The sequence below is a fragment of the Nostoc sp. 'Peltigera membranacea cyanobiont' 210A genome (assembly GCF_002246015.1).
In the GTDB taxonomy this organism is placed as follows: domain Bacteria; phylum Cyanobacteriota; class Cyanobacteriia; order Cyanobacteriales; family Nostocaceae; genus Nostoc.
Window position 1 is genome coordinate 81,159 of sequence record NZ_NOLJ01000012.1, and the last position, 12,987, is coordinate 94,145.

The following is a 12,987-nucleotide window of genomic DNA, read 5'->3' on the forward strand; positions in this document are numbered from 1 at the left end:
TGACTTCTGAATTGTGACTTCTAAATTCTGAATCTGCTGTAACTTTCTTTACCTAACGTGAGAGCGATCGCAATGGTAGGGATAAAGCCACTCACACTTAAACAGTCCACGGGTATGTTTTTCAAAAAATGTTCCTGCATGGCGTCCAGGTGATATATCAATCCCAGCTTTAGTTTTAATCTCATATAACCAGGGGAAGGTTACTACTAACATAGCTGTGATAGCGAAGAAGTAGATAATTGTAGTTTTAATGTTGGGAAATCTTCGGGAATTGCTATTGTGATTTTGAGACATAGAAATGAAGAGAAACTAATAGCCGATACCATCGTAACCTAAAGCTGAAAATATCGCCGGAAACGTGGATCAATGTTGTCTGTTTTCTGCTGATTACAGGTAAAACAGAGAGTTTGGAGATTACTGATATCATTTTGACCCCCACGAGCGAGGGGAATAATATGATCGATACTGAGGTTAGTTTCTACATTAGTTTTACCGCAACTTCGGCATTGATATTGGTCGCGTTGAAAAACATATTTTTTGACTTCCGGCGGGATACGAATGCGGGGAGTTTTGCTCATTTGTTTTCTAGTTACTCAGAAATTCTTCTAAACTAGGTACATCTAACCAACTTGATTTTTGATGCGATTCATGAGATAAATCCATCAACAACTGAGAATAAATTCCTTCGCGTAGTGATGGTGTAATTTCCTGATTTCGGTCAATTCCTTGCACCCATTGGTCTACTACGCGGATAAATGCCGAAATGCGCCCATCAGCATAATTGTTGGGAAAAATTAACCGATTCGGTATTTCTATTTCTGTTAAAGGTTTACCTGGCTGGGAACCCCAAACACGAAAACCATGTATATAATCTTTTTGATTTTCACTGCCCACTATTAATGTACCGCGATCGCCATATACTTCTACCCAATGCGTTCTTGCTGCATGAACAACCGCACTGATAGAAAGTTGGCAAGGTGTACCATTGGCTAATTCCAGCGTTAATATACAATTGTCATCTGTATTCACTGCCTTAGATTCCCCACTAATCGGGTCAATTCGTGTAGGAATAGCAGTAGTTAAATGAGCGTTTAATCTACGCACTGGCCCAAATAGCCAGTGAATATAATCGAAGGCGTGAGAACCCAAAGATCCCAACGCACCGCCTCCTTTATCTTTATCAGAATACCAATTCCAAGGGCGTGAAGTATCAGCACGAGAAGAACCTAACCAATCAATTTTAATTAAGCGTAACTCACCCACATAGTCTTCTGACAATAATTCTGCAAACAATTGCCATGCTGGTACAAACCGAAATTCAAAATCTACAGTTGCAATAACGCTTTTTGCTTTAGCTAACTGATAAAGTTCTTTCGCCTCAACTGCATTTAAAGTTGTCGGTTTTTCTAGTAATAAATGTTTTCCCGCTTGGAGTACAGTCTTTGCCATTTCATAGTGCAAAAAGGGCGGTGTAGAGATGCTGACTGCTTGCACTTCTGGTAAGGCCACAATATCTGTAAGTGAGTCGGAAGCCTGGGGGATATTATGGGATTCTGCTATGGCTTTGGCTTTATTAATATCTCGGTGATAAACAGCAACTACCTCAGTGCGAGGATGTGCTTGGAATCCAGGGATGTGGACTTTTTGACCAAATCCAGTGCCTGCGATCGCAATTCCAATCATATCATTTTTGCTCCCATTAATTACTTAGCTAAACCCTAATAATTCCACCTCAAAAAAGCAATAGCTTTTTATGTAGGACTTACGCAATAACTCTCTGAAACTCTTATTCCTTTGTGTCCTTTGCGTCCTTTGTGGTTCGTTTTATCATGATTTTGCGTAAGTCCTATTATGTACAAGTGGATTTATCAGATAATTCTCTATTGTAATCATCTTAAGACTTACGCAAACAATAGCCGAAAAGAATGATTTTATGGTAAAAGCAATAAAGCAATTTTGTTGAGGAGGCAGAAGGCAGGTGGTAACAGAGCGTAGTCGTTGGCGTGGTAACAGAGCGTAGTCGTACCCCTTGCCTACGGCACGCTGCGCGAACGGGGAAGCAAGCTACGCGGAGCGTCTCGTAGAGAAGTGGGGCAGTGTTTCGGCTACGCTCAACAACCAGGCAGAAGGGAAACCCGATAAATAAATTTAGGGGATTCAATAGGGACGTAGTATTTCTTGCACTGTGCGTCTCGAAATACATATTTTTTTTTCATAAATAAATTTAGGGGCTTTAAACCCTTTTGGCAGAGGGCAAAAATTATATTTTCTTCCTTCTGTCCTCTGCCTTTCTTGGTAAATTTGCAAGATAAAATCTCAATGACATCGATAACGCAAATCCGATGTTTGAGAGCATAATTTTTTAGTTGTATGATTTATTCTTCTAATAGTTTTTGATCTAATTCAAATTTATTAGCTTGGGCTAATCCGTTAGATACTTCTTCGATTACTAGCTGAATGTCAGCCAAAACTAGATTATTACTTGTCGAGTAATATCTTGATTTGGCCAATCTTTTTAATTCCGGTGAATCTTGTACAGAGTCCAGAATATAAGAAACACCGTTCAAAAATGTCACAAGTTCTGAAATACTCATAATCAAGCACTCTCCAGTAGTGTATATTTATGATTCAAAATCTCACTTACTCGCAAAGGCAAATAATGTAACTTTAGATATTGAATTTCTTCTAAATATTTGATATTAGACTCCAAAATTCGTTTACCGTTCAAAGGGTCGTCATCCGATACATAAGCTTTCAAGGCAGCAATATAATCAGCACCAAATGCTAAATAACGAACAAGAGTTTTTGCTGATATCTTTAATTTCCCAGCAATAATTGTTCGGGTATATTCAGGCTCATCAAGTGAATCGTTAGCGGTTCTGTCTTGGTCAGTGGCTAACATTGTCTCTATTAGTAGTAGGTCAAACTGTGGACAAGACAAGGAACGGACAACAAAGCGACAGTCTTAGACACGTCTAAGACGCGTTCAAGTAGCTACAAGACAAGTTACTATCCTCTGTCTAGTCTTGTAGCGTATACCTGTCTGGTCAGATGTTGTATACTTGTCTACTTCTATAATATACCAGTGTTATATAGGTTTAACACTAACGCTATATGTATTAAAAAATATTAAAAAGCTTGTACAAGTAACTTATATCACCAGTATAACATAAATGTACCAGTATCAAACAAGTGTAATATAGAAGTAAAAAATGGCTAAATTAAATGTCGGATCAATAGATTTATCAGATTTTGATAAAGATTGGTTTTTGGTAGTCTCAAAGCTAATGGAGCGATCTGTAAGGGCTAATTTAGCCTCAATAACTTCATTCTATATGAGAAGAAATATCGGAGCGTTTAAAGAGCTACTAGCCTACAAAGCTAAAAAACACGGAATTTCAGAAGATGAATGCTTTGAAATACTACTCAATAACGGTGAATTCCCTCCCCCAATTGCTAGCTTTTTAGAAGAACCTCCAAAAATAAATGAAGAGTAAGTGGGGATAAATATGGGGATGATTGGGGACGACTTACACTAATTGGGGATGTGTTGGGGAAAAGTATTTATACTTAGCCAAGACTTACACAACTGGCGCACTGAGATCGCCCTATGATAGTACCTAAGTATTACTTTGTCTTCGTTCTGAAAGCTTTGTATTGGGAATATAAATGGCATGAGTGGAGCAGTAAGTAGTCAGACAGAATTAATTACACAATGTCATTGCGGGAGCGTACCCCTATGGGGATCTTGCTACGCGGTAGCGTTTCCAAGAGTTGCAAAATAAAGCAATCGCAATGACTGTAAATATTTTTGTCTGACCACTTATTGAAATATTTATGAGAAAACAAGTATCTTATAAATATCTGGCTGTATTAAATAAAACTTATTCACGGTAATTAGATTTACTATATTTAATTACTGCCAATGCTTGCTAAGTAGCCAAATCAATATTTGATTTACGAAAAAATTCAGTACAACTCAAAGAGGCTTCTTGACTGTCGCTTATTGCCTATAGCCTCTTGCTCTTGCCTCCTATGAAAATAAGTATGGCTACGCCACGCTGCGCGAACAGAAATAAAATCGGATTGCTATATAGGAATCCGGTTTGATTCCTGAATTTACTTGCGTGGGCAGGGAACAGGAAATAGGGAATAGGGAACAGGAAAGAAGGCATAGATCCGTACTGAGTCTTGTTCAAAAATCAAATAGGAGTCCTATATTTCCCAGACTATGCCTTTTCCTGGCAGTATCAACAAAATAACTGCTTTTGTCTCCTCCTGCTGTTTCATACCCCACTCCTCACTCCCGTTCGACTACGCTCACGGCAAGCCTACTCTACATTCTCCATCTAATTCGTGGTCTAAACACCTGAGAACTGCTGTAACATTGCAACATTCTTCATCAACATTGTGATGTTTCTCATCAACATTGCAATATTCTTCATCAAGATTGCAATGTTCTTCATAAACATTGCAATATTCCTCATCAACATTGCAACGTTCCTCATTAACATTGCAATATTCCTCATCAACATTGCAATGTTTCTCATCAAGATTAAAGCAATTGCAAAGAAAAACAGGTAAAAACTGAAAATTAAGAGAAATTACTCAGATTCGTTAAGATTTTTTTGACAAATATAATTATCACTAATTTTACTGAACCAAAAAACAGCTTTAGTAAGCCAAAGTAGCTTTAGAAACCTCTCTAAGGAATATTATTGATGTCTCGTAAAAAACGTACATCCCGTGTTCTCGAAAAAGCTGAGTTGAGATCCGCTGGACTAAAAGCAATTGATTCAAATATGAGTTTTGGTGATGATTGCGATTTGCAAAACTTGAGTCAAGCAATTGAACTGCTAAGAACCATGCTTGATGGTTATAACACTGCGTTAACTGTAATTGATTCTTCTAAAACTAAAATTGATGCGATGGAAAAAACTCTCAGTAATCTTACAGACAAGATGGTAAGAGGGGTTGCTTTTAAATATGGCAAAGATAGCAGTGAATATGAAATGGCGGGTGGGGTTCGCGATAGTGAACGGATTCGCAAAAGCAGATTGAGTCGCTTGAAAGCTGCTGCTGGAGAAGCATCAGATAAAAATCCTAAAACTACCTAATACAGCCCGGATAAAAGCATAAAACACAGGTAAAACAATGTTCTTACAAGGGATGTAGGGAACGAACAAAGGCACTTGGCTGATTAAAATTATTTTTTATATTACTGCAATTGTTTATGGTAAAGCATAACCTATTGCAATTTTTTATATTTACTAATGCTCTTTGATAAACAATAATTATATACAGCTACTATCATGCATGATCATGCATATTGGATCGGGCATTTTGTAGTCATAACTAATATTTTCCAGTACTGAGAGTCTTGCTACGTAGTGTTTTCAAGCATTTTACTTGTCTAAATACTGATTAGAGTTTATAGTGATACGGTGTTTTCCGTTCCTTGTCTTGGCAGATTCATAACATGATTTATTCTGGCAAATTACAAAAGTATTTTGCGGGCATTTCTTTGTCTGTAATTTTAGTAGGTGACTTAGTTCTCACACAAAAAACTGCTCCAGTTTTAGCTGAAACCATAAATACATCGATCGGTGAAGCTGTGACATTCAGTTGCAATGATAGTGAAGCGACAATCGCAGCTAAAAATGGCCCCAAAGTAGTTAATGGAACAGCAAGAATTTACATTGGTTATCAGCAATTCTCAAATAACAAAAACCCTGTAACTATCCGCTTTAATAATGGGATAAAAGCATGGTGTCGTGATGATTACGAGACAACAGGCGACGATGGTACAGGTTACGGATTGTATTGGAATGGAAGTGATGTTTTATATGGCATTTACTCTTCTACAGGCAGTCAGACAGGTAATGATTTTCGCCGTTTTGCCAGTGGTCGGTGGTTGCCTAGCTATGGTTATGGAGGCGGGCCACAAGCCGCAGTTATAGCCCGGATTAATCCAGCTAATGGCCAGGTTGATTATGCCACATTTTTCTCTTCTAAAAAGTCAGATAATGGACAAACTAACTCTTTACTTGTCAATTATCTATCATGGAATGGCGCAAATTTAACTGTGAAAGCTCAGTCTTGGTGGACTCCTCGTGGTACTAATACAAATTCCATGAATTGCTCTGGTTCATCACCTTATCAATACACAGCCGCATTTACAAGCGATTTAAGAACGATGACCTCAGCTTCAGCCAATACTTGTAGGTAAAAGGGAAAAATTCAGCTTTCAAATTAAGGAAACATATTGTTTCCAGTTGTTTAAGAATTAACAAAAAATTTGGCAATCTAATTCGCAGTCTTAGATACCCGACTTCTCCAAGAGGTTGGGGTTTTCGTTGTTCACAAATGATTTAGGATTAACTTTGTCTTGACGGCGATTTATCACGTCTCTTGCCTTAAGCGAACAGCATTGGCGTTGCTATAGCTAAAACACCATCTCTTTAGCAGCTAATACCAATTTAATTAATGATTGCAACAACATATCCTTGGGTAAAGACGCGATGAATCGCGTCTCTACAAATGGTCTATTTGTTGCATTCTTTTTTCAAATTGGTATAATTACCCAGAAATGGTATGAGCTAATAGAAAATAAAGCTTTTTAAACCCGCGTGGGCGGGTTTAGTCTGTTTAGATGCAGTTTCTAAGCGTCGATTTAACTTCCGATTTTTAACTCCCGGATTCTGCTGCATCTGCCCCTAATTGTTTCCATTTGGACGCTGAATAATTGTCTCCACCACCCGCCGCTTGGCTTTAGGATCGATACCTACTAAGCGCACATATTCACCGCTATATTCTGCCAGAGTTGATTCCAAATTTGAGATGGCATCAGACTCGGCATCGATGTGGCTATGAACACAAGTTTGCCAAGAACCTGTGCGGAAGCGGCGCTCATCTACGTGTTCAATACTAATTTTGTAACCTTGAGATAATAACTGTCTAATTTGAGCTTGTGTGTCTAGTGTCAAATGGGCACTTGATGCTTCCTGTTTCTGGAATTGATTAGTTTTTACTTCTTTGGTTGCGCCATTTGACGGCTGACTAATTGGTGTTACCACAGCAGGTGGTGCGGATTGAGAATTTCTACCTCGATTGAGTCGATTGTAATCATCAACCAAATGGGAACTTTCCACCCGTTTTTGTTCGCCAACCAGGAAGTTACCAGACTCGATTAAGTGAGACAGCCTGAAATCTGGCTTTTTAAACTCAGGTGGCCCTTGAGTGCTGTTAACCACATTCAAGGATATCTGCTCAAAACCTACTTTATGGATGTAGTTGCGGATTTGTTCGTCATAAATGCGCGATCGCAAAGCGCTAAAAAAGTCAATAGACTGATTGACAAAAGTATCAACTAGCTGTTCAACTTCTTTTTGTGACAATCCATCTGGTTCAAAAATCCCCTTGACAATTCCTACCTTATCGTCTCTATCTGGTTCCCAGTAGAATTTCTCCATCCGTCCATCCCGAATTAACGGTGCATAGAGAGTAGAAAAATCATTACCTGTGACAATAATCGGCACACGATGTAAAGGTGTGGAATCATAGCTTCCCGGCAACTGCACATCTGTGGGATTATCAGCAATATTCATCAGTGTGGCATTCACCAACTGCGTGTTTACAGTATATTGAGTGCCTTCATCAAAGCGTCCAGCACCGGCATCTAAATCGTTAATCATCAGTACACACATTTTGCCGCGTACTTTGATCAGTTCAGCTGTTTCCCGATAGCGCAACCGAATCAACCGCGCTGGATCTCCCGCATCTGGACTTTCTAATTCGCCGCCAGATACGTGAGTTACTTCGATACCCATTTTCTCGAAGACTAATTGACATTGAAATGTTTTACCTTCTCCTTTGCGTCCATGAATACCCAGGATCACGGGAACTCGTACGCCAGGAAGCTTCAGGAAATTTTTGGTAATGTGGACAGCAAGTTTGTCCAAAAAGCGGGGAGCGATGTAGTAACCCATGAGTTTATACGATGAAAAATTAACACTTCTAAGGTTAATGTTAATTTTTTTTTGGGGATAGCGATCGCTTTTCTTTCAGACAAGCTTGTGCTTGTTAATTTGTTGGGTTGATTGTCTGCTGCCACAGTTGAACGCGCGCCCAAGCATGGAAGGAGTGAAAACTGCTGTTATTTGGTAGTGCCAAAAATTTGATTACAATATCAAATGACTTTGATGAGCCATTTGTATAATTCCAGGATTACTTACATTAGCCTATTTTTGAGAACAGAGCGTGTTTTCAAACACGCTCTAGTATTGTATATCGCTACAGTTAATGGAAATCGTTTGTATCTACTACGTCTGATTAGCAAAAATTTCTTTTAAAGCAGATAACGCCTCTTCTGTTAATATATCTGGGTTGTTAGAATCGTTAATCACTTTAATACCGCGCTTTTCAAGAGCAGCAATAATTTCAGGGGTTAGTCGTGAAACAGGAGGCGTTACGCCACCGTATACACTTTTCAATTCTTCATCATCTGTTACTTCTTCAATAAACATAACTGGAGCTAGATTTAAAGCGACGTTATCTTTAATTTTGTTTTTAGTCATAAATCACCTCAATTACGCCTTTATAACTAATCATTGAATATGTACTTAATGTATCACCTAGAAAAAGGAGAAATCAAGGTTTTATACAAAACATCCTAGTTTTATGACTAATTTTGCTACTTTTTTGATTAATCCAATTAGACAAGGGCTGAGGACGCGATCGCACTTCCTGGCAGCTTGCCAGTTGGAAAATGTTTAGCCCACTGCTGACGATGGCTTTTGGTGTGACAGCAGAATCGATTGTAAAAAACTTGAGAGTGTAGTCTCAACGTTACAATTGGCCCAATACTTTATTTGCACTGGTTGTGGTTTAACATCACTTTTGATTTAATTTTACTTCTGTAATGCTGATGGATACTTATAATATGGGAATTAAAATTTAACTATGGAAACACAACCGATACAAGTAATTGGAGGTGGACTAGCTGGGACAGAAGCAGCTTGGCAAATAGCGCAAGCTGGAGTGCCAGTAATTCTGCATGAAATGCGTCCAAAGCGATTTAGTCCGGCTCATCATACAGAACATTTAGCAGAATTAGTGTGTAGTAATTCCTTTGGGGCAATGGCAAGCGATCGCGCGGCGGGATTATTGCACGAAGAGTTACGCCAACTCGGTTCGATTGTCATCTCGAAAGCTGATGAACACGCCGTTCCGGCTGGTGGGGCGCTAGCTGTAGACAGGGGACAATTTGGCCAAGATTTAACTGAAACTTTAGCGAGTCATCCTTTAGTTGAATTTCGCCGGGGTGAAGTGTCTGCAATTCCTGAAGGGATTGTGGTTTTAGCAACCGGGCCTTTAACTAGTCCCGATCTAGCAGAAGATTTGCAACGCTTTACAGGGATGGAATACCTCAGCTTTTTTGATGCAGCGAGTCCGATTATCGTGGGAGAATCGATTAATCGTGACATTGCTTTTATGGCATCACGTTATGACAAAGGTGAAGCCGCTTATCTCAACTGCCCAATGAATAAAGAGCAGTACTTGCACTTTCGGGAAGAACTCTGTAAAGCTGAACAAACAGAACTCAAGGGTTTTGAACGAGAAACGGCGAAATTTTTTGAAGCTTGCTTACCCATAGAAGAACTAGCCCAGCGCGGAGAAGATACCATGCGCTACGGCCCCCTGAAGCCAGTGGGATTGTCAGATACTCGCACAGGGGAACGTCCTTATGCTGTGGTGCAGTTACGACAAGAAGATAAAGCTGGTCAGCTGTGGAACATGGTAGGATTTCAAACAAATCTGCGTTGGGGTGAGCAAAAGCGAATCTTTCAATTAATTCCCAGTTTGGAAAAAGCAGAGTTTGTCAGGCTGGGAGTAATGCACCGCAACACTTTTATTAATGCTCCCCAGTTAATGCATCCTACCTTGCAATTTAAAGAGCGTCCGACATTATTAGCCGCAGGACAATTGATTGGTACTGAAGGTTATACTGCTGCGGCTGCGGGTGGTTGCTTGGCGGGAATTAATGCAGCGCGATTAGCTTTGGGTAAAGAAGCTTTGGTTTTACCACCAACAACAATGATGGGTGCATTATTAGAATTTATTAGTTCCGCTTCGCCGAAGCATTTCCAACCAATGCCGCCTAACTTTGGGATTTTTCCCGATTTAGGAATGAAAATAAAAAGTAAACCAGAGCGTTATGGACGTTACCGCGATCGCTCTTTAACTGATTTGGCAAACTGGAAAGCTAATCATAATTAATGGGAATGGGGCATTGAGATTTCCCCATTACCCCTTATCCCCAGAGGGGGCCCCACCTTCTCCACTCCCTATCTATACCTTCAGTACCCAGGCTTCACGATTCTCAGAGCTAACAAAAGACGCTGGTACGATTTCAAGATTTACTCCAAGTGCTTTGAAAGTGGCACGAATAGCCGCAGCATGGGCAGCCTCAGTAGAACCGATACTTGCCCCGACAGTAATCAATTTTGGAGTTTTCAACTTAGCAATTTCCTGGGTATAGGCGATCGCCGCATCAGTCTCCAAAGCTAAAGCCAGCTTGGCAATATTCACATCGCTATCCAAGTTCCCCTCACCCCTTTTGATGTAAGATGAAAGATCATAGCTAGACTTTGTTTTTACTGGAGTTCCCTCCAAACTGGTGATCGTAGCTGCTAAAGCATCTCGATGCTTTTTATGATCAGCTTGGTTGCGGAGCGCCAAAGCTAAGACAGCTTTACCAACTTCAGTATTAGTTAGTTTGCCAGCAGCAGCACCATAAGCCCAAATTGCCTGATGTTCGTAATAAAGAGCATTATTCAGAATTTTTACATCGTTTCGCCCAGCAATTGTTGTCCGAGCATCAACTTTTTGGGCAATGAGCGGCAAACCTAACACAGTCGCTATGCCACCAACTGCTCCACTCACTATTACCCCACGGCGGGAGGATTTTTTGCTGAAAGGGTTTTGATAGTCCATAAGTTAGTGTCTCCTAAAGAAATTACGGTTTTTTTGATGCGGATATGAAAATGAGGGAATAGCCAGGGCATGAATAACCTTGGCTGCAAGTATTACCTTTGGAAAAAGAATAATTTTGCCCAACGAATAGTTCTAATGTGTCTTGACTAGATGTTCACTTTCCAAGTCAATGACTGCTCATTTGTAACTTATTTTGGTAATGGTGTCAGCAATTACACTAAATATGGATAAATACTATTTTTGTATTTTTAACGAAACGCAATATAGTCAGGCATTTAGTCAGATTATTCGCTTTTCTTTGAATAGCGAACAAAAGTAACTTTGTATTATTTATGATCGTTTAATTTACTTATATTAATAGTGACTAATCCGTGTATGCCTAGCGCTGTAATTACACCTCCCAGCAATCCCCAGGTACCATCGGCAAATACGTTGATGCGATGAATGTAGGTGCGATGATAGGCATACTCTAACTGTCTATCATTTACTTTTCCAACCTCTACCAGTTTTTCCACATACTTTTCAGCTTTAATCAGTGCTGCATAATCGAGATTAAACCAATACAACGATACTCCCACCACAGCCAAACCTGGCAAAACCAAGGTAATTAAGAGAATTGCTATACGTGCGTTCATACACCTCACCCGCTGACATACCTGCTCAATGCTGACATAGCTGGAATCCTTGTGTTACAACTTGGCATACCAATTTAATAATGTGTTGGCATGGGTGAACTAGATTTTGGGAATAATCCTCATAGTGTTTGAAAGTATCGTTTTGATTAGGTTCGCACTATGAGAGGGCGATTTCTAGAAAAAAAGCAGATTTATTGCTGTTTATCTATTGCATTTTGCTGTATTTTGTGGATTTGTTTGGCATTAATTCCAGCCGATGCAACGTCTACAGGGTCTATTGATACTCTGCGACAACAGCAGCAACAAATGAACCAGCAGCGTCAGGGTGTAGTTGGAGAGCGCGATCGCTTAAATAATCTCCAACAAGAGGCGCAAAAACACCTCACTGGTTTAAAGCAAAATCTGCAAACGACAGATAGCTATCTTCTAGAGAGCGAATCACGATTACAACTTGCTACCCAATACCTCCAGCAGTTAGAAACTGATTTAGATGTGGCAGAACGTTCATATCAGGAGCGGCAAATCGCAACAGTAGCACGATTGCGTTATCTTCAGCGATCGCCTGCTTTTGCGGGATGGGCAGTTTTGCTCGAAAGTGAAAATATCAGCGACTTTTTCAGCCGTCGTCATCAGTTGAAGTTAGTGTTTCAAGCAGATCAGAAAATTTTGGTAAAACTCAACACCCAAGCAAACTCAATTGATAAACAAAAAACGGAAGTAGAACAGCAAAAAAACGAAATCGGCTTAATTCGCGAACAACTATTAGCACAAAAAGCCGATTATCAAACCCAGGCACAATCACAATCAGAATTGATTCAACGCCTGAATAGCGATCGCTTTGCCTTAGAAGCCGCGCAAAATCAGCTAGAAAGAGAATCTAAAAATCTGGAAGTCTTGATTCAACAAAAGGTAGCAGAAGCCCAAGCAAAAACCAACAGCCGAACAGGTATCATCATTCGGGGAACTGGTGTAATGGCATATCCTAGCGATGCTTCTACTAGCAGTCCCTTCGGCTGGCGGGTACACCCAATTCTTGGCTATCGTCGCTTTCATGCCGGGTTAGATTTTGCCGCCAGCTATGGTAGTAAAATACGAGCTGCGGATTCGGGAAGAGTCATTTTTGCTGGGTGGTATGGTGGCTATGGCAGAGCGGTAATTATCGATCACGGTAATGGCATGACTACACTCTACGGTCATACCAGCGAGTTGTATGTTTCTGAGGGACAAGCAGTTGAACGCGGACAAGCGATCGCTGCTGTCGGTTCTACAGGTTTCTCAACTGGCCCTCACCTCCACTTTGAAGTTCGTCGGAATGGTACGCCTGTAGACCCAGCTAATTATCTTTAAAGCTGCGAAT

14 protein-coding genes are annotated in these 12,987 nt (G+C 40.1%); 5 read left to right on the forward strand and 9 right to left on the reverse strand.

What is annotated here, in order from left to right; all coding sequences use genetic code 11:
• Nucleotides 1–48: 48 nt before the first annotated feature.
• The 5 genes from CDG76_RS30490 to CDG76_RS30510 form a co-directional block, all read right to left on the reverse strand.
• The gene (locus CDG76_RS30490) at nucleotides 49–294 is read right to left on the reverse strand and encodes a hypothetical protein (RefSeq protein ID WP_094352586.1); all 246 of its coding nucleotides are present in this window, start codon (nucleotides 292–294) and stop codon (nucleotides 49–51) included.
• A gap of 38 nt (nucleotides 295–332) precedes the next feature.
• A complete protein-coding gene (locus CDG76_RS30495) occupies nucleotides 333–578 on the reverse strand; it encodes an HNH endonuclease (protein WP_094352587.1) in 246 nt (81 codons plus the stop codon).
• Between the two features lie 7 nt (nucleotides 579–585).
• Nucleotides 586–1,683, reverse strand: a complete 1,098-nt coding sequence (locus tag CDG76_RS30500; protein ID WP_094352588.1) for a Gfo/Idh/MocA family protein — start codon at nucleotides 1,681–1,683, stop codon at nucleotides 586–588.
• A 692-nt stretch (nucleotides 1,684–2,375) separates the two neighbouring features.
• A complete protein-coding gene (locus tag CDG76_RS30505) occupies nucleotides 2,376–2,594 on the reverse strand; it encodes a hypothetical protein (protein ID WP_094352589.1) in 219 nt (72 codons plus the stop codon).
• A 2-nt stretch (nucleotides 2,595–2,596) separates the two neighbouring features.
• Nucleotides 2,597–2,902 (reverse strand): hypothetical protein, encoded by a 306-nt coding sequence (locus CDG76_RS30510; protein WP_094352590.1) that lies wholly within the window; start codon nucleotides 2,900–2,902, stop codon nucleotides 2,597–2,599.
• 310 nt (nucleotides 2,903–3,212) lie between these two features.
• Here CDG76_RS30510 and CDG76_RS30515 point away from each other — a divergent pair, with 310 nt between their 5' ends.
• The 3 genes from CDG76_RS30515 (at nucleotide 3,213) to CDG76_RS30525 (ending at nucleotide 6,229) form a co-directional block, all read left to right on the forward strand.
• A complete protein-coding gene (locus CDG76_RS30515; protein WP_094352591.1) occupies nucleotides 3,213–3,497 on the forward strand; it encodes a hypothetical protein in 285 nt (94 codons plus the stop codon).
• A 1,224-nt stretch (nucleotides 3,498–4,721) separates the two neighbouring features.
• The gene (locus CDG76_RS30520) at nucleotides 4,722–5,117 is read left to right on the forward strand and encodes a hypothetical protein (protein WP_094352592.1); all 396 of its coding nucleotides are present in this window, start codon (nucleotides 4,722–4,724) and stop codon (nucleotides 5,115–5,117) included.
• A gap of 362 nt (nucleotides 5,118–5,479) precedes the next feature.
• Entirely contained in the window at nucleotides 5,480–6,229 is a 750-nt protein-coding gene (locus tag CDG76_RS30525; protein ID WP_094352593.1) for a hypothetical protein, read from the forward strand.
• 487 nt (nucleotides 6,230–6,716) lie between these two features.
• Here CDG76_RS30525 and CDG76_RS30530 read toward each other — a convergent pair whose 3' ends face one another.
• A complete protein-coding gene (locus tag CDG76_RS30530) occupies nucleotides 6,717–7,988 on the reverse strand; it encodes a ribulose bisphosphate carboxylase small subunit (RefSeq protein WP_094352594.1) in 1,272 nt (423 codons plus the stop codon).
• A gap of 333 nt (nucleotides 7,989–8,321) precedes the next feature.
• Nucleotides 8,322–8,576 (reverse strand): hypothetical protein, encoded by a 255-nt coding sequence (locus tag CDG76_RS30535; protein WP_094352595.1) that lies wholly within the window; start codon nucleotides 8,574–8,576, stop codon nucleotides 8,322–8,324.
• A gap of 385 nt (nucleotides 8,577–8,961) precedes the next feature.
• On the opposite strand from CDG76_RS30535, the gene trmFO reads away from it, so the two are divergent.
• Nucleotides 8,962–10,278 (forward strand): FADH(2)-oxidizing methylenetetrahydrofolate--tRNA-(uracil(54)-C(5))-methyltransferase TrmFO, encoded by a 1,317-nt coding sequence (gene trmFO / locus CDG76_RS30540; protein ID WP_094352596.1) that lies wholly within the window; start codon nucleotides 8,962–8,964, stop codon nucleotides 10,276–10,278.
• Between the two features lie 72 nt (nucleotides 10,279–10,350).
• Here the strand turns inward: trmFO and CDG76_RS30545 are convergent, their stop codons facing one another.
• Nucleotides 10,351–10,995, reverse strand: a complete 645-nt coding sequence (locus tag CDG76_RS30545) for a DUF4439 domain-containing protein (RefSeq protein ID WP_094352597.1) — start codon at nucleotides 10,993–10,995, stop codon at nucleotides 10,351–10,353.
• Nucleotides 10,996–11,321: 326 nt separating this feature from the next.
• Nucleotides 11,322–11,630 (reverse strand): hypothetical protein, encoded by a 309-nt coding sequence (locus tag CDG76_RS30550; protein WP_094352598.1) that lies wholly within the window; start codon nucleotides 11,628–11,630, stop codon nucleotides 11,322–11,324.
• A 159-nt stretch (nucleotides 11,631–11,789) separates the two neighbouring features.
• Here CDG76_RS30550 and CDG76_RS30555 point away from each other — a divergent pair, with 159 nt between their 5' ends.
• Nucleotides 11,790–12,977, forward strand: coding sequence for a murein hydrolase activator EnvC family protein (locus tag CDG76_RS30555; RefSeq protein ID WP_094352599.1), 1,188 nt, complete (start codon nucleotides 11,790–11,792; stop codon nucleotides 12,975–12,977).
• Nucleotides 12,978–12,987: the final 10 nt, after the last annotated feature.